This is a genomic window from Thermotoga sp. RQ7, assembly GCF_000832145.1.
Lineage (GTDB): Bacteria > Thermotogota > Thermotogae > Thermotogales > Thermotogaceae > Thermotoga > Thermotoga neapolitana.
This window is the reverse complement of record NZ_CP007633.1, coordinates 478,971-497,113: the sequence shown is the minus strand read 5'-3', so window position 1 is coordinate 497,113 and position 18,143 is coordinate 478,971. Positions and strand designations below refer to the sequence as shown.

Here is an 18,143-nt window from a genome sequence, read left to right as displayed (position 1 = left end):
ATTTTATCACAAATTAACCCTTCTGTTCCAGATACTCCCTGTATCCCATCTCTTCAAGTTTTTTTGCCTTTTCCAGAACTTCCTGTTTCATTTTCTCCTTGTACTCTTTCACCTTCTTTGCGATCTCCGGATACTTGATCCCCAGAATGGACGCTGCGAGTATTCCCGCGTTCTTTGCGTTGTTTATGGCGACGGTGGCAACGGGAACTCCCCCCGGCATTTGAACGATGGATAAAAGAGAGTCAAGACCGTTCAGTGTGGAGGTCTTCACAGGAACACCGATAACGGGAAGATGTGTGATACTTGCCACCATTCCGGGAAGGTGCGCTGCTCCCCCTGCTCCTGCGATGATGACCTCTATACCCCGCTCTTCGGCACTCTTTGCGTACTCGAACATGCGATCCGGAGTTCTGTGGGCGGAAACGATCGTGATCTCGTAATCTATCCCAAACTCCTCGAGGATCTCCGCTGCCTGTTTCATCACAGGAAGGTCAGAATCACTTCCCATGATGATTCCTACCTTTGGCACATCGCTCCCTCCTCCGATACAACCTTCAGGATCTTTTTTGCCTTCAGTGCCTTCTCAAGTGCCCTTTCCACGCTGTCATCGACCACGGTGAAGTGTCCCATCTTCCTGTAAGGTCTTGTTTCTTTTTTTCCATAGAAGTGAAGGGAAAGACCTTCTATGGCCAGAGCCTCTTCCAGACCCACAAGAGCAGGTTTTCCGTAATGTCCTTCTTCACCGAGCAGGTTCACCATCACGGCGGGGATGAGAAGTTTTGTCGAGCCAAGCGGCAGGTTCATGATGGCCCTTATGTGCTGCTCGAACTGGCTTGTTACACACGCTTCTATGGTGTAATGGCCGGAGTTGTGCGGGCGTGGTGCGATCTCGTTGACGAGGATCTCACCCTGTTTTGTGAGGAACATCTCGATGCCAAAGATTCCAACACCTTCAAGGACTTCCACGACACTCACAGCGATATCTCTTGCGATCTTTGTCTCTTTCTCTTCTATTCTGGCGGGTGCTATCACCACATCGCATATGTTCGCATCTTCATCGAAGTACATCTCCACCACAGGATAGCACGCAATCTCTCCCTTTTCGTTTCTTGCCACCATGACAGCGAGTTCCTTTTCTATCTCAACGAATTCCTCGAGGTAGGTCTCACCACTCAGGGCGTTTTCGAGATCTTTTTCGTTTTTTATGATGAACACACCTCTTCCGTCGTATCCTCCCCTTCTTGTCTTTTGAACAACAGGAAAACCAAAGTCCCTAACGTCGTTTTCTAAATCCCTCACCAGTTTGTATCTGGGAACGGGAATACCTTTTTTCCTCAGAAACTCCTTCTGGATGAGTTTGTCCTGGATGATCTCCAGAATGTGTGGAGAAGGGTGTATCCTGTAGCCTTCATCGTAGAGTCTTTTCAATGTTTGAACGTCTATGTGTTCAAGATCGTAGGTGGTGACGTCCGAATTTTTCACCAGTTCTTCTATCTTCTCTGAGTCGAAAAATCCTGCGGCTATCTGCTCGTCCGCAACCTGTCCAGCGGGGCTCCCCGGAGTGGGATCGAGCACGGTCACATAAAACCCCATCTTCTTTGCTTCCAGGGTCATCATCTTTCCGAGTTGGCCACCGCCAATGATGCCGATCTTTTTCACCGACTTCCCTCCTCACCAGCCACCCATGAAGAAGTAGATTTGCCAGTTCTTTTCGTTGAATCTGTAGGCACCTCCGACTTCTACACTTCCAAGAAGAGGAATCACAAGATCGAGTTTCACACCGGCGGAGGAGAGAAGTTTCATGTTTCCATCTTCCTCTATACCACCGTAGTCGAAGAACACACCGGTCACAACCGGAACGTTCTCTCTCTGAAGAATCCAGTTCAGATCAACAGAGAGTTTGAACATCTTTTCAGTTTCGAAGTAGTCGTAGCCACGGACCGTGTAAGGTCCGGACACCTCGAGAAGTTCCGTTCCAATCTCGTTGTAGACCATACCACCTGTTCCTTTGAAACTCCAGTACAGGCTTTCGAAGATCGGATAATAAGCCTCTCCAGAGAGAATTCCTTTCCAGTACTTCTGATCGTTGAGTTCTAGAATACCTGCACGTGTCAGATCGAAAGAAAGATAATACCCTTCTGTTGGAAGAATGGCCGAGTTTTTCGTGTTGTACCTGTATTTGAAGAGTGCTGCCAGTGTTCCTTTGCTGTCTTCAACCAGTTCCTTTTCGTAGAGCGCACCGACTCCAAAGGAGTGTCCCTTGTACGGAAGGGTGGAAACGATCCCTTTCAGGCTGACCGTGTCTGTTCCGCTAGAGGTAGCATAATTTGTGTATCCTGCTCCAAGTTCGAGATTCATAGGAACATCGAGTTTGATGGGAAGTTTGACCGTTCCCTCAACGCTTCTTTCGATGAATCCAAGGTTTAAGTCAATCGAGAACGACTCTCCGTACCCGAAGGAGTTCACCGCAGAAAGCTGAACGGTTCCGGAGAATCCCTGCCACCACTCACCCTCTTTTGGCATGGTCCAGCCAAGCCCGCCGATGAAGTTTCTTGTCTTCTCTGCTTCCTTCAGATCTACAACAACGTCGACTTGAGTTGCGTTCTGAGAGAGTTGTGGATAGATGTTCACCGAGTCGAAGTACCTGCTGTTCTGAAGGTAGGAATACGTGAGCATGATCTCCTCTTTGTTGAGAGGTTCTCCTTCCTTTATGGTGATCAGGTTTTCCACCACGTACGGTCTGGTTCTCTTCAGCCCTTCTATTTTGACCGATCGGACGTACTTCTCATAGACATTGAACACGAGCCTGTCATCTTCCACCCTGGCTTCTACCCAGACGTACGGATAGTTGTTTCTTTCATAGAAATCCACCAGCCTGTTCATGGCAAGAAGAATCTGAGAATTCGTGTAGGTCTCATCCGTAGAGAGACCGGACGCGCGGAGCAGTTCCTGATCTGTGAAGATCGTGTTTCCATGGAAGAGGATCTCTTTGAATTTTTTCTCTCCTTCGAATATTCTTCTCTGCACCACGTTGATGACCATGATGACGACATTTTTCTCTTCGATATCCTTCACCGTCGTCTTCTTGAAGTCCACGGATGTTTCCCGGGAGAAGAAGGGATAGGAGTTCAAAACGGAGATGAGTTTGTTCACCTCTGAAAGGGTAGGATAGAAGTCCTTTTTACTCATCGTGAAGAATCTGACAAGAGGAGAGGAAGCGTAGTAATCTCTCAGGGTCTTTATCTTTGCTTTCGACAGGATGGACACGATGTCCAGTCCATCCGTTTCACCGTTGAACACGATGTCCCAGAGAGCGTACTCTTTTACAACTATTCTGTAAGTCCCGTTCTCGAAACTTCCGTTTATCTCCACAAGGAAATACCCTGCTTCCTGGTACCTGTTTCTGATCGCTTCGAAGGTCTCCTTCAGGGAATTCGTGTTCAACGGCTTGCTCTTTTCTATCTTCACGAGTTTTTCGATTTCTTTTCGATCGACAAGGCCAGGTCCTTCCACCTCAATCTTCCAGTCACTGACCGTGGGATTTTCTTTCAACGTTACAATGAGTTTGTATCCCACATCCGATGGTTCCAGAGACGGAGTGAGCGAGGAAAAGTAACCAAGATCAAAGATCTTCTTCAGGTAATCCTGTATTTCATCCGATGTCACTTCACCAAAGAGTTTCCCGACTTTTTGGGTGATGAAGTCCGGGGTGATGACGTTCAGCCCTTCGAATTTCACGTCGGATATGTAGACTGCCATGGAAGAAGCGGCAAGAAACGCTATAACCAGTACTACCAGGGTTTTTCTTTTCATACTCATACCTCCCTCAGGAGATCTCCTTTGTAGGCGTGTTTGATGAAGGCTTCGTACGTCCAGGGGCATTTCTCTCTGAAGATCTTTGCTATGGCAACGGCGTACTGCTGAATTTCCCACTGTGCATGTGAATCTGCTCTCAGGTTCAGAAAGTTCATGAGGCTTCTTGCGTTCACGGTCCAGTAAAAGCGCGTGTACAGGTTAAGAGGGAGTACTATTCTGGCAACTTCCCTGGGAACTCCAGCTTCAAGCAGTTCTATGTAAGTCCGATAAGACTCGTTCACTGTGTGCGATATCTTCTCAATAGCCTTTTCTGGATCGATTTTAGATTGCCCAAAACGCTGTAGAGGAGGAATGTAGAATTCGTAGGAGAGCTTTGAATATCTACCACTCAATTCGTTGTAGGAAGCGATTCTGTGTCTGAACCACTGTCTTGCAACGAATATAGGTGCTTTCACGTGGAAGGTGAACACGATGTGTTCGAAAGGAGACTCGTGGCCGTGTCTCATGAGGTATTCAACAAGGCGTCTGTCTTTTTCTTCGTCTTTCAGTTCCATGTTGAAAGAAACTCTGGCGGCTCGGACTGCCGAAAGATCGTTTCCCATGACGTCTACCAGTTCGACGAATCCCTTGTCGAGAACGGGTATTTTCATGACTGATCCTCCTCGGTTGAAGGGTTCCTCTGATAAATACTATCATAAAAGGGCTGAGTTTCCTCAGCCCTCTTTTTTCGTCATGATTTTGACAATGGTCTTTTCGATCCGCTCCCTGTCAATCTTGTTGCCGTCTTTCAGGATCTTCAAAGCGGCCTTTATCACAAGGATCCTCGGGTATTTTCCGAGCATTTCCTTGACAGGATCTTTCTTCATACTGATCACACTCCTTGACAAGAGGGATGTGTTAGAATATAATCTAGTGCGGTATGGGCTCGTAGCTCAGCTGGCAGAGCGCCCGGCTCATAACCGGGTGGTCGGGGGTTCGAATCCTCCCGAGCCCACCAGATTTAGAAAGGAGAGCGTCGCTCTCCTTATTATTTTAACACACTTTTCAAAATTCTCAAGTGTGAACCAGGTTGACAAGGAAGAAGTGTGATAGTAAAATTATCAAACGGTCCTGGGCGGCGTAGCTCAGCGGCGAGAGCGGGTGATTCATAATCACCGTGTCGTGGGTTCGAGTCCCACCGCCGCCATAAAGGTCTTCGAAAAAATAGGGCCAGCGTAGCTCAATCGGTAGAGCGACTGATTTGTAATCAGTAGGTTGTGGGTTCGAGTCCCACCGCTGGCTCCAACGGGATTCTCAGTGGTGGGGTGCCCGAGTGGCCAAAGGGGGCGGACTGTAAATCCGCTGGCAGAATGCCTTCGGAGGTTCAAATCCTCCCCCCACCACCAGATTTTTTCAGGAAAGGGTGAAACAACATGCGAGTGCTGGTAGCTCTGAAATGTTCCAAGTGTGGAAACAAGAATTACTATACTACGAAGAACAAAGACAAGAGAGCAAAACTTGAGTTGAGAAAATACTGTCCAAAGTGCAATTCTCACACTGTTCATACCGAAACAAAGGCATAATCGCAGGGCCGTAGCTCAACTGGTAGAGCGCCGGTCTCCAAAACCGGTGGTTGCGGGTTCGAGTCCTGCCGGCCCTGCCATTTTGTGATCTGAGGGGGCATGAAAGGTGGAAAAACTTCGAAGATTTTTCAGAGAAGTGATCGCCGAGGCAAAGAAAATCTCCTGGCCCTCCCGAAAGGAGCTCCTGACTTCCTTCAGTGTTGTTCTCGTAATTCTGATAGTCACGGGGCTTTATTTTTTTGTGCTGGATTTCATATTCTCTGGCGTGGTTAGTGCTATTTTCAAAGCACTCGGCATAGGATAAGGTGATGAGCGATGAAAAAGAACTGGTACATAATAGTCACCATGTCAGGCTACGAGGAAAAGGTTAAAGAAAACATCGAAAGAAAAATAGAAGCCACAGGTATCAGGAATCTTGTTGGTCGGATAGTGATTCCTGAGGAAGTGGTCTTGGATGCTACCAGTCCTTCTGAGAGGATCATTCTCTCCCCCAAAGCCAAGTTGCATGTTAACAACGGCAAGGATGTGAACAAGGGAGATCTCATAGCCGAAGAACCTCCCATCTACGCGAGACGAAACGGTGTAATCGTCGAAGTGAAAAACGTGAGGAGGATAGTGATAGAAACCATCGACAAAAAGTACACAAAAACCTACTACATACCCGAGTCGGCCGGTATCGAAACAGGTTTGAAAGTTGGCACAAAAGTCAAACAGGGACTGCCTCTCTCAAAGAACGAAGAGTACATCTGTGAACTCGATGGTAGGATCGTTGAGATAGAGCGCATGAAGAAGGTGGTCGTTCAGACACCAGAGGGAGAACAGGATGTTTACTACATTCCAAAGGATGTCTTTGACAGGACAAGAATAAAAAAAGGAAAAGAAGTGAAACAAGGAGAAATGCTCGCAGAAGCTAGAAAATTCTTTGCAAAGGTTTCTGGAAGGGTCGAAGTCGTCGATTATCCAACGAGAAAAGAGATCAGGATCTACAAAACAAAGAAGAGGAAACTCTTTCCGGGATACGTCTTCATAGAGATGATCATGAACGATGAAGCGTACAACTTTGTCCGTTCTGTGCCTTACGTCATGGGATTTGTGAGTTCCGGTGGACAACCCATTCCCGTCAAGGATAAAGAGATAAGACCTATTCTGAGACTTGCTGGTCTTGAGGAGTACGAAGAGAAGAAGAAGCCTGTCAAGGTGGAAATGGGTTTCAAAGTGGGAGATACGGTGAAAATCATAAGTGGTCCATTCGAAGATTTCGCTGGTGTCATCAAAGAGATAGATCCGGAAAGACAGGAACTGAAGGTCAACGTTACCATCTTTGGAAGAGAAACGCCCGTTGTGCTCCACGTCTCCGAAGTGGAGAAGATCGAGTGAGAGAAAACGTGGGAGGAGAGTTCCGTACCACGCATAAGGAGGTTCGGAAACATGGCGAAGAAGGTAGCGGCTCAGATCAAGTTGCAGTTACCGGCGGGAAAGGCTACGCCTGCGCCACCGGTTGGACCCGCTCTGGGACAGCATGGTGTGAACATCATGGAGTTCTGTAAGAGATTCAACGCAGAAACAGCGGACAAGGCAGGAATGATTCTTCCTGTCGTTATCACTGTGTACGAAGACAAATCGTTCACCTTCATCATCAAAACACCCCCTGCGTCTTTTCTCTTGAAGAAAGCCGCGGGCATAGAGAGTGGTTCTTCTGAACCGAAGAGAAAAATCGTTGGTAAGGTCACCAGAAAACAGATCGAAGAGATCGCAAAAATAAAGATGCCGGACCTGAACGCCAACGACCTTGAGGCAGCCATGAGGATCATAGAGGGAACGGCCAGAAGCATGGGAATAGAAGTGGTAGACTGATGTAACGGAAAGGAGGAGGCGTAATGCCGAAGCACTCCAAAAGATATCTGGAAGCAAAAAAGCTGGTGGATCGTACAAAGTACTATGATCTGGACGAAGCGGTGGAGCTCGTCAAGAAAACGGCCACCGCGAAGTTCGATGAAACTATAGAGCTTCACATCCAGACGGGAATAGATTACAGAAAGCCTGACCAGCACATAAGAGGAACCATCGTTCTTCCTCATGGAACAGGAAAAGAGGTCAAAGTCCTCGTGTTTGCAAGGGGAGAAAAGGCCAAAGAAGCACAGGAAGCAGGAGCAGATTACGTGGGAGCGGAGGATCTTGTGGAGAAGATAGAAAAAGAAGGTTTCCTTGATTTTGATGTCGCGATAGCAACTCCAGACATGATGAGGGTGATAGGAAGACTCGGAAAGATACTCGGACCCAGGGGACTGATGCCCTCGCCGAAATCCGGGACCGTCACGAACGAGGTGGCGGAGGCTGTTAAAGAGTTCAAAAAGGGAAGGATAGAGGTCAGAACAGACAAAACGGGAAACATTCATATACCTGTAGGAAAGAAGAGCTTTGATAATGAAAAAATCAAAGAAAACGTCATATCCGCCATCAAGCAGATTATGCAGATGAAACCGGCGGGAGTGAAGGGACAGTTTATAAAGAAGGCGGTTCTCGCTTCTACAATGGGACCAGGGATAAAATTGAATCTCCAGAGCATTTTGAATGAGTAAGTGATAGTAAAAACAAATAGCCGAGCGACGCCGTAGATGGCAGGTCCCTTTCCGGGTTAAACATCCTGCCGGAGGCGTCCCAAAAGGGCACTAAGGCCTTTTTGTGGACCCTCCGGGGTCCACAAAATTTTTTTGGGAGGTGAATTCGTTGCTGACCAGACAACAAAAAGAAGCAATAGTGAAAGAGATGACCGAGATATTCAAGAGATCATCCCTGGCACTGTTCGCAGATTTTACAGGGTTCACCGTAGCCGATCTCACAGAACTCCGTTCCAGGCTGAGAGAAAAGTACAACGGCGGTGCCAGATTCAAAGTTGTGAAGAACACACTCCTCACCCTTTCACTGAAGGATGCAGGCTACGAAGGATATGAAGAATTTCTCAAAGGTCCTACCGCTGTTCTCTACGTCACCGACGGTGATCCAGTTGAGGCGGTGAAGATCATCTACAACTTCTACAAGGAAAAGAACGCAGATCTCTCAAAACTCAAAGGTGGATTCCTTGAGGGAAGGAAGTTCTCTTCGGAAGAAGTGGAAAAGATAGCGAAACTTCCATCCAAAGAAGAACTCTACGCTATGCTCGTTGGTCGCGTGAAGGCACCGATATCTGGTCTTGTCTTCGTGTTGAGTGGAATTCTGAGGAACCTTGTGCTTGTGCTCAATGCCGTTAAAGAGAAAAAATCTGAATGAGTGGAGGTGTGTAGAGATGACGATTGATGAAATCGTTGAAGCTATCGAGAAACTGACGGTTTCAGAGCTGGCAGAACTCGTTAAAAAGCTGGAGGACAAATTCGGTGTGACGGCTGCTGCTCCCGTGGCGGTTGCTGCTGCGCCTGTGGCAGGTGCTGCTGGAGCTGCTCAGGAAGAGAAGACGGAATTCGATGTGATCCTGAAGAGCTTCGGCCAGAACAAAGTTCAGGTGATCAAAGTTGTGAGAGAGATCACGGGTCTTGGTTTGAAAGAGGCAAAGGATCTCGTCGAAAAGGCAGGAACGCCGGATGCCGTCATCAAGAGCGGCGTTTCCAAGGAAGAGGCCGAAGAGATCAAGAAGAAGCTCGAAGAAGCTGGTGCCGAGGTGGAATTGAAGTAAATTTTCGTTTGTGAAAAAAGTATGTTGCAACCCTGTACCGGGTCTTGCCGGTACAGGGTTTTTGTGTTTTAATAAAAAGAGTGCGGTACGAGTATCTCTTCTCGCCCGACTCGCTTCTCTCTTCTCCAGCAACTGAAACCCAGGAGAAAATACATCCTGGGGGTTTTTCACTCCACAATGAGAGGTGAGAAAATGAAAGAGATTTCCTGTGGTAGGAGAACGAGGGTTTCCTTCGGCAAAACTCATGAACCCCTACCAGTACCTGACCTTGTGGAAATTCAGAAAAGCTCCTACCAGAAGTTTCTTGAAAAAGGCCTTCTCGAAGTCCTCAAAAAGTTTTCCCCCATTTACTCACAATCGACCCGTTCAGATTTGAAAAGATCCGACAAAGGATTCGCCCTCGAATTCGTCTCCACAAGAGTGGGAGATCCTACCGTTGATCCCCTGGAGTGCAAGGCCAAGGGTTTGACCTACAGTGTTCCCGTGTACGCAACCGCACGGCTCACAGACCTGAAAAGCGGTGAAATGAAGGAAGAAGAAGTGTTCCTGGGGTACATTCCCTACATGACGGAAAGAGGTACCTTCATAATAAACGGTGCTGAAAGGGTCGTTGTCAATCAAATAGTGGTCTCTCCAGGTCTGTACTTCTCCTCTGAATACATAGACAGAGAAGAGTACGGTGGATACTTCCTCCCCTCCCGAGGAGCATGGCTCGAGGTTATCCTCGATCCGTACGATGGTGTTCTCTACGCTGGTTTGGATGGGAAAAAGGTCAATCTCTTTCTGTTTCTGAAGACCATAGGATACGAAAAAGACGAGGATATTCTCTCACTCTATCCCACATTCCTGGATGCAGACGATGAGGATAGTCTCCTTTTACACGTTGGTTCTATCATCCTCGAAGACATCTACGACGGTGACAGAAAAATAGCGGAAAAGTGGGATATCCTCACCAAAGATCTGGCAGAAAGAATTCTGATGTCGTCCAACATAGAGCAGATCAAGATTGTTCATCCAATCGCTCAGAACACTTTCGAGAAAATGCTTGAGATTCTTTCCACCGGCGAGGAAAGTGAAACCGAGGAGGAAAGAACTAAGGTTTACGGCTTGAATGAGGTAACGGTTGTGGATGCCTACCTTGAGATCTTCAGAAGACTGAGGCCAGAAGAACTCCCAAGGATCAACGCTGCGAAGAGATATTTGCACGACCTGTTTTTCAATTCGGAAAGGTACGATCTTTCGGAAGTGGGAAGGTACAAAGTGAACGAAAGGCTGAAGAACGCTTACATAAGGTACCTGATAGAAGTCGAAGGTGAAGATCCAGAAGAAGCCAGGAAGAAAACCTACAGCGAAACAGCCACCATTCTGAAGCCTCTCGACATTGTTCTTGCCTCAAGAATACTCTTCGATTACTTCGAAAGAAGATACATAAACGACTTTGAAATAGATTCCTACGAGTTGAAGAGTCTGATAAGGATATTCAAAGAGGAATATCTTTCAAAAAGGAAAACTGCGCCGTACGATCTGAGAAAGCTCATCACCACATTCAGAAGAAACTACGATGTCACCTCAGACATAGGTGTTTTTGCGGCCATTAGATACGTTTCCAACATAAACAAGGAACTTCCATCGATCCCCTTCGACACGAAGGATCATCTCGGAAACAAGCGAGTCAGATCGGTGGGAGAACTTGTACAGAGGGAGTTTGAAAGACTCTTTGCTCGAGCGCAAAAGGCCATACAGGAACGACTCACTCTGATAAGTTCTCTGAGTAAGGTCTCCATACAGAGTTTGATAAACATCAAGTCCATCATTTCAACGGTTAACCAGTTTTTCGCCATGAATCAGCTCTCCCAGTTCATGGACCAGGTGAACCCACTCTCAGAACTCACCCACAAGAGAAGGGTATCAGCGGTCGGTCCGGGTGGTCTGAGAAGAGAATCGAAAGTCTTCGAAGCAAGAAACGTTCACTACTCACAGTATGGAAGGTTGTGTCCCATTGAAACCCCTGAAGGTGCGAACATAGGATTCATCACATCACTTGCGATATATGCCAAAGTGGACGAATACGGTTTCTTGATGACACCTTACAGAAAAGTGGTCAACGGTAAGGTGACAGACGAGATCGTCTATCTGAGAGCGAACGAGGAGGAAGAGTACAAGATCGTTCCCGCTACAACCCCTGTGGATGAAGAAGGTAACATCATTCCTGAAAGAGTTGTGGCGCGTATGGGTGAAGACATCAGACTCGTTCCCAGAGAAGAAGTGGACCTTATGGACGTTTCCACGAAGCAACCGTTCAGCGTTTCCGCTTCTCTCATACCCTTCCTCGAACACGATGATGCCAGCAGGGCTCTCATGGGTTCCAACATGCAGAGGCAGGCCGTTCCTCTTTTGAAAACGGAAGCCCCACTCGTTGGAACGGGTATGGAATGGGAAGCGGCGAAGAACTCTGGTTATGTTGTTCTGGCACGGCACAACGGGATCGTAAAAGAAGTGGATGCGTCCAAAATCGTCATTCATCGAACCGACGAAAACGGGAATCCCATGTACGATGAAAATGGAAATCCCGTTCTGGACGAGTACAGGTTGCTGAAGTTTGTGAGGTCCAACCAGGATACAACCATAAACCAGAAGCCCATTGTGAACGAGGGAGACTTCGTCAAAGAGGGTGATCCAATAGCCGATGGTCCTGCAACGGACATGGGTGAACTTGCTCTTGGAAGGAACATACTCGTTGCGTTCATGCCATGGGAAGGCTACAACTACGAGGACGCCATTCTGGTCAGTCAGGAACTCCTCGAAGAGGATGTCTTCACATCCGTTCACATAGAGGTCTACGAAACACAGGCCAGAGAAACGAGGTTGGGACCTGAGGAGATCACCGCGGACATTCCGAACGTGAGCAAAGAACTCCTCAAGAATCTCGACGAGAACGGAATCATAAGGGTGGGAGCTTACGTTGTGAGTGACTACGGAGTGGGTTCTCAGGCCATTCTCGTTGGGAAGGTAACTCCCAAGGGAGAAGGAGACACCACCCCGGAGGAGAAGATCATCAGATCGGTCTTCGGAGAGAGAGGTCGAGACGTCAAAGATACTTCCCTGAGGCTTCCGCACGGTGTTGAAGGAAGAGTCATAAGGGTGGATGTGTACGATCAGAACGATATAGCGGACCTGGGATCCGGTGTTTTGAAACTGGTCAGGGTTTACGTGGCAACCAGGAAAACACTGGACATAGGAGACAAACTGGCGGGACGTCACGGAAACAAGGGAGTTGTTTCCAACATTCTTCCAAAGGAAGACATGCCGTTCCTGCCCGATGGAACACCGGTTCAGATGGTTCTGAATCCGCTTGGTATTCCATCCCGTATGAACGTTGGTCAGATCCTCGAAACACACCTTGGATGGCTCGCAAAATTGACGGGCAAGTGGTTCGCAACACCCGTTTTCGAAGGTGCAAAAGAAGATGAAATTCTGAAACCACTGTACGAAGAAAGGAAGAAGAGAGGACTCCACCTTGGAGACGACGAAAACAACCCGACTGGAAAGGTGATTCTCAGGGACGGAAGAACGGGAGAGCCCTTCGACAATCCCGTGGTGGTCGGTTACATGTACATGTTGAAGCTCGTTCACATAGCCAAAGAGAAGATACACGCAAGATCCACAGGACCCTACTCTCTGATTCACCAGCAACCCCTCGGAGGAAAATCCCACTTCGGTGGTCAAAGACTTGGAGAGATGGAGGTCTGGGCTCTGGAGGCGTACGGAGCAGCACACACCCTTGCGGAGATGCTGACAATAAAGTCCGATGATATCAAGGGCAGAAACGAAACCTACAAGGCCATACTCAAAAACATGAACATACCAGAACCGGGTGTTCCTGAAAGTTTCAGGGTTCTCATCAAAGAGCTCAGAGGGCTTGCCCTTGATGTGAGGCTCTACGATGAGAATGGTAACGAGATAGATATCGATAAGTACTGATCGGGAGGGTGATAGGATGCCCATGTCTTCTTTCAAGAGGAAAATAAAGGCAATACAGATAAAGATAGCCTCCCCGGATGTGATAAGAAGCTGGTCCGGTGGAGAGGTGAAGAAGCCGGAAACTATAAACTACAGAACGTTCAAGCCCGAGCGCGATGGACTCTTCTGCGAGAGAATCTTCGGCCCTGTGAAGGATTACGAGTGTGCTTGTGGAAAGTACAAGGGAAAGAAGTACGAAGGAACCGTCTGTGAAAGGTGTGGTGTCAGAGTTGAATCCAGAGAGGCCAGAAGAAAGAGAATGGGTCACATAGAACTGGCAGCCCCCGCAGTGCATATCTGGTATCTGGAGAGCATCCCAAGTGTCCTTGGAACTCTCCTGAACATGAACGTCTCTGACCTCGAGAACATCATCTACTATGGAAGCCGCCGTGTGATAGAGAGGGCGTTCATCGTCACCGATCCGAAGGATACACCCTTTGCACAGGGTGATATCATCTATGAAACCGAATACAGGATCTACAGAAAGAAGTGGGACTTTGAAGTCGAGCAGGCGTTCATTGTGAAAAATCCCAGATCTCCTGTTCTTTCAGACATAGACGGCGAGGTAATTCTGAGAACAGAAAAAACCGTCACCGGAAGGGAAATCACATGGATCATAGTGAGAAATGTGAACAGAGCAGAACACACGGTCCTTCCAGGCATGATAATCACGGTGAAAGATGGACAGGAAGTGGAAAAGGGACAGGATCTGACCAGAGAGATGAACGTCGATCCCCTGTATGCTCCATTCGATGGACACGTGGAAATCGATGAGATTTCGAACACAATCACGGTAAAACCCCTCACAACGAGTAAGGATCAACCCGTTGTGTTCACCGTACCGTACGGAGCAAGGGTGCTCGTCTCAAACGGTCAGAAGGTGAAAAAGGGTGATCAGCTCACAACTTCCACCACCCTCCCGGCGGTCAAGGCGAGTATATCTGGAAGAGTGAAGTTCGGTTCCAACCTCAACGTGAGGGCACTGGAAGATGGAAATTTTGAAGTTCTCTCGTCTGGCAACGTGTACATCGAACAGGTGATAGAAGAAAGGAAGTACCCCGTTTTCGAAGGAGCCCTTGTTTACGTGAACAACGGTGACCAGGTGAAGAAAGGAGATCACCTGGCCGACAGGTTCCTTTTCGAGGAAGAATACCTCTCCTCCACAGAATACAAGATATTTGAATCGCACTATCCAACCATGTTTGATGTAGAAGAGAGAACGGAAAACGACAGGCCAATTGTGGTCATAACGGATATAGATCCCGAGGTCTCGAAAGAGACGGGTCTGAAGATGGGAGATATCATCACCGAGAACGAATACGAAGCGTACCTTCAGATCTATCCAGAGAAAATAGTGGCGGATGCCGGTGCCCAGGCGATAAAGAAACTGCTTCAGAACCTGGATCTGGAAGAGTTGAGAGCAGAACTTGAGGCTGAACTCAAGAAATTGCCCGCTTCCAGTTCGAAGGCGATGAAACTGAGAAGAAGACTGAAGATGGTAAAGGACTTCATCAAATCGGGCAACAAACCCGAATGGATGGTGCTTGAGGTTGTACCTGTGATTCCTCCAGACCTCAGGCCCATGATCCAGATCGAAGGAGGAAGGTTCGCCACAACTGACCTCAACGAACTTTACAGAAGGCTGATCAACAGAAACAACAGGCTCAGGAAGTTGCTGGAACTCGGTGCACCTGAGATCATTCTGAGGAACGAAAAGAGAATGCTTCAGGAGGCAGTCGATGCCCTCATACACAACGGATCCGATTCTGAGGGTAAAAGAAGCAGAAGAGCGGTTCTGAAAGACAGAAATGGAAGACCACTGAAATCTCTCACCGATCTTCTGAAAGGAAAGAAAGGAAGGTTCAGAAGGAATCTTCTTGGAAAAAGGGTGGATTATTCTGGAAGGGCGGTCATCGTTGTTGGTCCACACCTGAAGATCCATCAGTGTGGTATACCAAAGAAGATGGCGATGGAGCTCTTCAAGCCGTTTGTTCTGGCAAAGCTTCTGGGAGAAGGAAGCACCAGCAAAACGATGAGGAAGGTCAAAAAGGCGATTATAGAGAAAGAAATGCCCGAGGCATGGGAAGTTCTCGAAGAGGTGATAAAGGGCAGCGTGGTTCTTCTCAACAGGGCTCCCACGCTTCACAGAATGTCCATACAGGCGTTCGAACCAAAACTGGTGGAAGGAAACGCCATACAGCTTCATCCGGTGGTCTGTCCACCGTTCAACGCGGACTTCGACGGCGACCAGATGGCCGTTCATGTACCACTTTCAGCCGCTGCACAGGCTGAGGCAAGGTTCCTCATGCTCTCAAGGTACAACATAATCTCACCGGCACACGGAAAACCAATTTCTCTCCCGACACAGGATATCATCATCGGGTCTTACTACCTCACGACGGTCGGAAAAGACTTCGACTCTTTGAAGGAAGAAGATATCAGGTGGAGATTTTCCTCACCTGAAGAGGCAATGCTGGCGTATCACCTCGGATACATAAAACTCCACACACCGATTCTCATAAAGGTCAGCATAAAAGGAGAAGAAAAGAGAATAAAGACAACTCTTGGAAGGGTTATCTTCAACAGTATTCTCCCAGAAGATTTGAGAGACTACAACAGAATATTCGACAAGAAACAGATAAACGCCCTCGTTTATGAAACCTTCAAGAGATACGGTATAGACAGGGCGGCGGATCTTCTCGACGATGTAAAGGACCTTGGCTTCCACTATGCGACCGTCTCTGGCCTCACGCTTTCACTCAAGGATTTGAAGATACCACCAGAACGTGACGAGATCCTGAAAAGGACCTGGGAAAAAGTAAGAATCATCGAGGAAAACTACGAAAGAGGTTTCCTGACGGAAGAACAGAGAAAGAGCGAGATCATAAGGCTCTGGATGAACGTCACAGAAGAAATCACAGAACTCACTTCGAAGACCCTCGCGGAAGATCCGTTCAACCCCATCTACATGATGGTGAACTCCGGTGCGAGAGGTAACATCGATCAGGTGAAGCAGCTTGCAGGTATCAGAGGATTGATGATCAAGGCGTACGACCCAAGGTCGAGGGAGATAAAATCGAAAATCTTCAAAGGTCAGGCGATACACGAAGCACTCACCTTCGATTACCCGGTTGACAAGAACCTCAGGGAAGGAGTTGACATCCTCCAGTTCTTCATATCCACCTACGGTGCAAGAAAGGGTCAGGTCGACACTGCAATGAACACCTCCTTTGCCGGGTACCTGACAAGGCGACTGGTGGACGTGGCACAGAGCGTCACAGTGACAGAACCCGATTGTGGCACACACGAAGGAATCAGAGCCATGGATCTGATAAAGGATGGTACGGTTGTAGAGAAGATGAACGAATTCCTCTTCGGAAGAGTGCTTGCAAGCGATGTACTCGATCCAGAGACGAAGGAAGTTCTGAAGAACCCCGAAACGGGAAAAGAATACACGAGAAACACGATGCTCACAGACGACGATGCCAACTTCCTTGCCTCTTACAAGAAGATGGTTGACGTTGTGAAATATGATGAAATAGACATAACCGAACTTTCACTTCCGAACATGTACGCGGAGATCGCAGAACTTGTTGGAGAGTACAAAGAGGGAACCGAGCTCACCTGGGATGTGGTGAAAGCCGCCAGGAACGAAGGAAAGTACAGAATAAAGGTGAAGATGTATCCGGTTGTTGGAACGGTCTACGCCAACGAACAGCCCCTTTACGACAAGAAAGGAGAAAGAGAACTTCTCGTCTACCAGGAAGTCATAAACGAAGTAGTGGCAAAACTTCTCGAAGAAAACGGTGTTGAGAAGGTTCTGGTGAGGCCCGATATCATTGTGAGATCTCCTCTCACGTGTGAATCCGAGTACGGAGTGTGTGCCGCATGTTACGGAATGGATCTTTCCAATCACAAGATAGTGAACGTCGGTGAGGCGGTGGGAATCGTTGCGGCACAGTCCATAGGAGAGCCGGGAACACAGCTCACCATGAGAACGTTCCACGTCGGAGGAGTCATGGGTGCCAGCGACATAGTGAGTGGTCTCACGACGGTGGAAAAGACCTTTGAGCCTTACGCCTTCCTGAGAGAAGAAAAAAGCGGTGGCAAGAAGGAGATCAGAAAGTACTATGGATCCGAGGCTGTTCTGTGTGAAGTGGACGGATTCGTAAAGGACATCGCAACCGACGAAACAGGAAGAACAGTTATCTACATAGAAGACTACGCTGGTGGAATCCACGCTTACAGGATACCCAAGAGAGCGAAGGTGAAGGTCAAAAAAGGTCAGAAGGTTCTGAGGGGCGACACGTTGACAACCGGTGCCATCGTGTGGTGGAAACTGCTCGAACTCGAGTCGGAAAAGGGTGTCCTTACGGCCATGAACCTCTTGAAGATCATAAAGAACGCCTACGTGCAGCAGGGTGTCAGCATACACGATAAACACTTCGAGATCATCTTCAGGCAGATGCTCAGTATGGCCCTCGTTATCGATCCAGGTGACAGCGATTATCTACCGGATCAGCTGGTACCACTTGTAGACATAAAGAGAACGAACAGAGAGATACTGGAAGGTAACGCCAGAGTTGAAGAGAACAGAAAGTGGGTCATCGGAAAAATGCTCGCAAAAAGAGTTATCACCGAAACGGACGATGGTGAACTCGTGGAACTTGCACAGAAAGGTGAAGAGGTAACAGAAGAACTTCTGAAGAAGTTCATAGAGGCGGGTATAAAGGAAATCGACGTCGTCGAAAAAGACAGAGTGGTAACGTACCAGATCCTTCCAAAAGAGCCAATAAAATACAAGAGAAGACTCCTTTCACTCAAGAAGGCTGCCCTGAACTATCCGGGATGGCTCAGTGCGGCAGCGTTCGAAGAAACCGCCTGGGTTCTGACTGCAGCGGCAATAGAAGGAAAGGTGGATCCTCTCATCGGTTTGAAAGAGAACGTGATCGTCGGACAACTCATACCCGCTGGAACAGGTCTGGACGTGTTTGCGGGTATTCAGGTGGAGGAAACACCAAGAGCGGCAGCGGAAGAGAAACTCGCATGAAAAAAGTGAAGAAAAAAAGAAGGGGCTC

Annotated in this window: 14 protein-coding genes and 5 tRNA genes; 14 read left to right on the top strand and 5 right to left on the bottom strand. The window is 48.0% G+C overall.

Translation table 11 applies throughout. The annotated features are described in order from the left end of the window. Positions 1–13 precede the first annotated feature (13 nt). The 5 genes from purE to TRQ7_RS09715 form a co-directional block, all read right to left on the bottom strand. A complete protein-coding gene (purE, locus tag TRQ7_RS02580) occupies positions 14–529 on the bottom strand; it encodes a 5-(carboxyamino)imidazole ribonucleotide mutase (protein ID WP_008192081.1) in 516 nt (171 codons plus the stop codon). Then, complete coding sequence (gene purK, locus TRQ7_RS02575) at positions 517–1,659, bottom strand: 5-(carboxyamino)imidazole ribonucleotide synthase (RefSeq protein WP_041843926.1); 1,143 nt, start codon at positions 1,657–1,659, stop codon at positions 517–519. The genes purE and purK overlap by 13 nt, the downstream gene beginning before the upstream one ends. A 12-nt stretch (positions 1,660–1,671) precedes the next feature. Beyond that, on the bottom strand, positions 1,672–3,813 hold the full coding sequence (locus TRQ7_RS02570; protein WP_041843925.1) for an outer membrane protein assembly factor: 2,142 nt from the start codon (positions 3,811–3,813) through the stop codon (positions 1,672–1,674). 2 nt (positions 3,814–3,815) lie between these two features. Further along, positions 3,816–4,466, bottom strand: coding sequence for an FAD-dependent thymidylate synthase (gene thyX / locus TRQ7_RS02565; protein ID WP_041843924.1), 651 nt, complete (start codon positions 4,464–4,466; stop codon positions 3,816–3,818). Between the two features lie 63 nt (positions 4,467–4,529). After that, positions 4,530–4,682, bottom strand: a complete 153-nt coding sequence (locus TRQ7_RS09715) for a hypothetical protein (RefSeq protein ID WP_015918734.1) — start codon at positions 4,680–4,682, stop codon at positions 4,530–4,532. 55 nt (positions 4,683–4,737) lie between these two features. Between TRQ7_RS09715 and TRQ7_RS02560 the strand changes: the two genes are divergently transcribed. The 14 genes from TRQ7_RS02560 to rpoC all read left to right on the top strand — a co-directional run bounded on the left by TRQ7_RS02560 (position 4,738) and on the right by rpoC (position 18,115). Further along, positions 4,738–4,813 (top strand) — tRNA-Met (locus TRQ7_RS02560). A 116-nt stretch (positions 4,814–4,929) separates the two neighbouring features. Further along, positions 4,930–5,002 (top strand) — tRNA-Met (locus tag TRQ7_RS02555). A 22-nt stretch (positions 5,003–5,024) separates the two neighbouring features. Continuing rightward, positions 5,025–5,100 (top strand) — tRNA-Thr (locus TRQ7_RS02550). Between the two features lie 14 nt (positions 5,101–5,114). Then, a tRNA-Tyr gene (locus TRQ7_RS02545) sits at positions 5,115–5,201 on the top strand. Positions 5,202–5,228: 27 nt separating this feature from the next. Then, complete coding sequence (gene rpmG, locus TRQ7_RS09495; protein ID WP_081434630.1) at positions 5,229–5,378, top strand: 50S ribosomal protein L33; 150 nt, start codon at positions 5,229–5,231, stop codon at positions 5,376–5,378. A gap of 4 nt (positions 5,379–5,382) precedes the next feature. Beyond that, positions 5,383–5,458: transfer RNA gene (locus TRQ7_RS02540), tRNA-Trp, on the top strand. A 26-nt stretch (positions 5,459–5,484) separates the two neighbouring features. Next, entirely contained in the window at positions 5,485–5,682 is a 198-nt protein-coding gene (gene secE, locus TRQ7_RS02535; protein WP_012645107.1) for a preprotein translocase subunit SecE, read from the top strand. 11 nt (positions 5,683–5,693) lie between these two features. After that, positions 5,694–6,755, top strand: a complete 1,062-nt coding sequence (gene nusG / locus TRQ7_RS02530) for a transcription termination/antitermination protein NusG (protein WP_012645106.1) — start codon at positions 5,694–5,696, stop codon at positions 6,753–6,755. A 51-nt stretch (positions 6,756–6,806) separates the two neighbouring features. Then, the gene (gene rplK / locus TRQ7_RS02525; RefSeq protein WP_012645105.1) at positions 6,807–7,232 is read left to right on the top strand and encodes a 50S ribosomal protein L11; all 426 of its coding nucleotides are present in this window, start codon (positions 6,807–6,809) and stop codon (positions 7,230–7,232) included. Positions 7,233–7,255: 23 nt separating this feature from the next. Next, complete coding sequence (rplA, locus tag TRQ7_RS02520) at positions 7,256–7,957, top strand: 50S ribosomal protein L1 (protein ID WP_012645104.1); 702 nt, start codon at positions 7,256–7,258, stop codon at positions 7,955–7,957. A 148-nt stretch (positions 7,958–8,105) separates the two neighbouring features. Beyond that, positions 8,106–8,645, top strand: a complete 540-nt coding sequence (rplJ, locus tag TRQ7_RS02515; protein ID WP_012645103.1) for a 50S ribosomal protein L10 — start codon at positions 8,106–8,108, stop codon at positions 8,643–8,645. A 16-nt stretch (positions 8,646–8,661) separates the two neighbouring features. Next, positions 8,662–9,045 (top strand): 50S ribosomal protein L7/L12, encoded by a 384-nt coding sequence (gene rplL, locus TRQ7_RS02510; RefSeq protein WP_012645102.1) that lies wholly within the window; start codon positions 8,662–8,664, stop codon positions 9,043–9,045. A 192-nt stretch (positions 9,046–9,237) separates the two neighbouring features. Beyond that, entirely contained in the window at positions 9,238–13,026 is a 3,789-nt protein-coding gene (locus TRQ7_RS02505) for a DNA-directed RNA polymerase subunit beta (protein WP_041437851.1), read from the top strand. Positions 13,027–13,042: 16 nt separating this feature from the next. Next, complete coding sequence (gene rpoC, locus TRQ7_RS02500) at positions 13,043–18,115, top strand: DNA-directed RNA polymerase subunit beta' (protein ID WP_041843923.1); 5,073 nt, start codon at positions 13,043–13,045, stop codon at positions 18,113–18,115. Positions 18,116–18,143: the final 28 nt, after the last annotated feature.

Excerpts from the sequence above, each read along its gene's own strand:
- TRQ7_RS02570 (WP_041843925.1), bottom strand. The coding sequence starts at position 3,813 with ATGAAAAGAAAAACCCTGGTAGTACTGGTTATAGCGTTTCTTGCCGCT.
- thyX (WP_041843924.1), bottom strand. The coding sequence starts at position 4,466 with ATGAAAATACCCGTTCTCGACAAGGGATTCGTCGAACTGGTAGACGTC.
- TRQ7_RS09715 (WP_015918734.1), bottom strand. The coding sequence starts at position 4,682 with ATGAAGAAAGATCCTGTCAAGGAAATGCTCGGAAAATACCCGAGGATC.
- rpmG (WP_081434630.1), top strand. The coding sequence starts at position 5,229 with ATGCGAGTGCTGGTAGCTCTGAAATGTTCCAAGTGTGGAAACAAGAAT.
- nusG (WP_012645106.1), top strand. The coding sequence starts at position 5,694 with ATGAAAAAGAACTGGTACATAATAGTCACCATGTCAGGCTACGAGGAA.
- rplK (WP_012645105.1), top strand. The coding sequence starts at position 6,807 with ATGGCGAAGAAGGTAGCGGCTCAGATCAAGTTGCAGTTACCGGCGGGA.
- rplA (WP_012645104.1), top strand. The coding sequence starts at position 7,256 with ATGCCGAAGCACTCCAAAAGATATCTGGAAGCAAAAAAGCTGGTGGAT.
- rplL (WP_012645102.1), top strand. The coding sequence starts at position 8,662 with ATGACGATTGATGAAATCGTTGAAGCTATCGAGAAACTGACGGTTTCA.
- TRQ7_RS02505 (WP_041437851.1), top strand. The coding sequence starts at position 9,238 with ATGAAAGAGATTTCCTGTGGTAGGAGAACGAGGGTTTCCTTCGGCAAA.
- rpoC (WP_041843923.1), top strand. The coding sequence starts at position 13,043 with ATGCCCATGTCTTCTTTCAAGAGGAAAATAAAGGCAATACAGATAAAG.